Here is a 2,814-nt window from a genome sequence, read left to right on the forward strand (position 1 = left end):
CCCCGAGGGGCCGCCTGCGCCTGCGGTCTGGCAAAGCCAGTCCCGCGGCCCCGGCCTGAAAGGGGAAATCCGTGCTCGCTAGATACTAGATGAGTGTCAGGATGACGTAGGTGCCGAAACCGAAGAGGCACGCGGCCATGAAGAGCAGCATCCAGAACCAGATCGGTACCCGTAGTTTGGTTTTGGATGGTTCGGTCATGGTGTGGCCTTACTTCGCTGGGGCTGCCAAAAAGCTCTCGAGCGCACTCACCGTCTTCACCGTGGCGCCCCGATTGCGGTCGGCGAAGGCCAACCCGGCCGCCACGGAGGCTGCGCGTGCTTCGGGTTTGTCCATCAGCTTTCGGGCGGCACGCACGCCCTGCTCCATGTCGACCACACGCCGGGCTGCACCGGCCTCGATGGCCAGCTCGGCGGCTTCGGTGAAGTTGAAGGTATGGGGGCCCATCACGACCGGGCAGCCACAGGCAGCCGCCTCGATCAGGTTTTGCCCGCCCAGCGGCGCGAAGCTGCCGCCCAGCAAGGCGACATCGCTCATCGCGTAATACAGCGCCATTTCACCCAGCGAGTCGCCCAGCCACACATCCGCATGCAGCGCATCGTCGTTCACGGCCGGACCGCCCGCCGTATCGGGCCAGTGCGAGCGGCGCGAGACGCGCAGGCCGTGCTGCTGCACCAGAGCCTCCACCTCATTGACGCGTTGCGGGTGGCGCGGCACCAGCAACACCCTGAACTGGCTTCCCGGCCCCTCCTTGTGTGCTTCTGCCTGCAATTCATTTGCTACAAAATTGATAGCTTGTTGCGCCCGCTCAGATTGGGCTGTGGCACTTAATTGCTTTAAAAATTCCTGCTCTTCGCCTTCACGTGAGCTGGCAAACATAAGCACCGGAAGCCCGAGCGTCCGGCGCCAGACCTTGCCTTTTTCCAGCTGGGCGTCGTCGGGCGAAGCGTCAAATTTGAGGTTGCCGAACACGCCGCTCACCGCAGCACCCGCCTGGCGAAAGCGCCGGGCGTCGTCATCGGTCTGGGCATACACCGCAGACAACGCCGCGTAAGCCGGAAACGACAGCGGCGACATTTTCAGCGCCTGCTGCAGGGATTTTTCAGACAACCTGCCGTTCACCAGCACCAGCGGCATGGCACGCGCCTGGGCTGCGGCCACCATGTTGGGCCAGATCTCGGTTTCCATCAGCAGGCCCAGGCGTGGCTTGAAGTGGCCAAAAAACCGCGCCACTGCGCCCGGGCTGTCCCAGGGCTGCCATACCTGCACGTCGCCGGGCTGCAGCAGGGCCACGCCCTCGGCACGTCCGGTGGCCGTGCCATGCGTCAGCAAAATACGCAAGCCGGGGTGTTGCGCGCGCAGCGCCTTGAGCAGCATGGCCGCCGTGCGCGTTTCGCCGAGCGAAACGGCATGCAGCCAAACCAGCTCAGAGGCGGTTTCCACCGGCTGGGTGTAGTGGCCAAAGCGTTCCTGCACCGCCTGAAGGTAGCCGGGCTCCTGCCTGCCGCGGCGCGCCAATTTGCGGCGCAGCAGCGGCTGACCCAGCCACATCAGAAGCGAATAAAGTTTCAGGGCCAGCGCACTCATTTCGCCCCGCCGGCACGGGTGGGGCTGCTCACCGCCCAGCAAGCCAGCCAGGCCTGCCAGACGGTTTCCACCGTGGGTGCCGGGCGCGCAAACACGCTGACCTGCCGCCCCCCGTGGCCAAGGGTGCCGGGGCCGGTGCGCCACGCCGTGTCGAAGTTGTAGATCTGCACATGCGGCAAATCCAGCGCCACGGCAATATGGCTGACACCGCTGTCGACACCAATGACACCGGCGCACTGCGCCAGCGCTTCAGTGAGCGCGTCGAGCGGCAGCAGAGGCAGCACCAGGGCGCTGTCCGCGGCGGTTTTGGTCAGCGCCTGCGCAATGGCCTGGCTGGTGGCCAGCTCGTGTGCGTTGCCGTGCGCCAGTGCCACCGGGTAGCCGGCCGCATGGAGGCGCCGCCCCAAGGTGATCCAGTGGTCCAGCGGCCACTCCTTGTCGGCGCGCGAGGTGCCGTGGACCAGTACCACCCGGCCTTTCGACGCTGCAGGTGCTATCTTTTCAGTAGCTGCTTGCGCCCGTCCCTCAAGGGCTGCAGGTATTTTTAATCCAAAATCCGGCGCGCCTTTCAGGGTGTAGCCCAGCGCGCGCGCCGCCAGCTCGCGCGAGCGCTGCACCGCGTGAATATGCGGTGGGAGGGTGATGGCCATGTCGGCCACCCAGCGGGTAGGCGCTTCATAGCCCKAGCCCTCGGTCTGGTTGGCCAGCGCGTAGCGTTTGCCGCCCGGCGCCAGCGCGGCAAGCCGCGCCACCAGCGCCGACTTGGTCAAGCCCTGCAGGTCGATGACGGCGTCATAGGCCTCACGTTGAAGTTCGCGCTGGAAGGCACGCCATTCGTTTCGCGTTGCCAGCGTCCAGAATGATTTGCGCCAGCGCCGGATCTCACAGGGAATCACGCGGTGCAGACCTTTGTGGCGCGCCAGCAAGGGGGCAAAGGCCTTTTCCACTACCCAGTCAATCTGCGCGTCCGGGAGCGCGGCGTGGATGTCCTGCACTACCGGCAGGGTGTGCACCACGTCGCCCAGGGAGGACAGCTTGACCMGGAGAATTTTCATGAGGTATTTTAGGCCCCCACGGTCGTTCGCTTCGCGTAACTCCCTGCCCCCCGAGGGGGCCGCCCGCCTGTGGCCCGGCAAAGCCGAAAAACTGGCACACCCCTATCGGGCTCACTGCGTGTAGCCCTTTTCCCCTTGCAGGGGACGGTGCCTGCGGCCCGGCAAAGCCGGTTC

At 65.6% G+C, this 2,814-nt stretch carries 2 protein-coding genes; both read right to left on the reverse strand.

Going from position 1 to position 2,814, the window contains the following annotated elements; translation table 11 throughout:
* Window positions 1-208 precede the first annotated feature (208 nt).
* The gene (locus tag AC1D1X_RS19930; protein WP_477668059.1) at window positions 209-1,585 is read right to left on the reverse strand and encodes a 3-deoxy-D-manno-octulosonic acid transferase; all 1,377 of its coding nucleotides are present in this window, start codon (window positions 1,583-1,585) and stop codon (window positions 209-211) included.
* A complete protein-coding gene (waaC, locus tag AC1D1X_RS19935) occupies window positions 1,582-2,640 on the reverse strand; it encodes a lipopolysaccharide heptosyltransferase I (RefSeq protein WP_477698977.1) in 1,059 nt (352 codons plus the stop codon). The genes AC1D1X_RS19930 and waaC overlap by 4 nt, the downstream gene beginning before the upstream one ends.
* Window positions 2,641-2,814: the final 174 nt, after the last annotated feature.

The sequence above is a fragment of the Polaromonas sp. P1_G4 genome, from assembly GCF_056405475.1.

Coding starts and splice junctions, on each gene's coding strand:
- AC1D1X_RS19930 (WP_477668059.1), bottom strand. CDS start 1,585: ATGAGTGCGCTGGCCCTGAAACTTTATTCGCTTCTGATGTGGCTGGGT.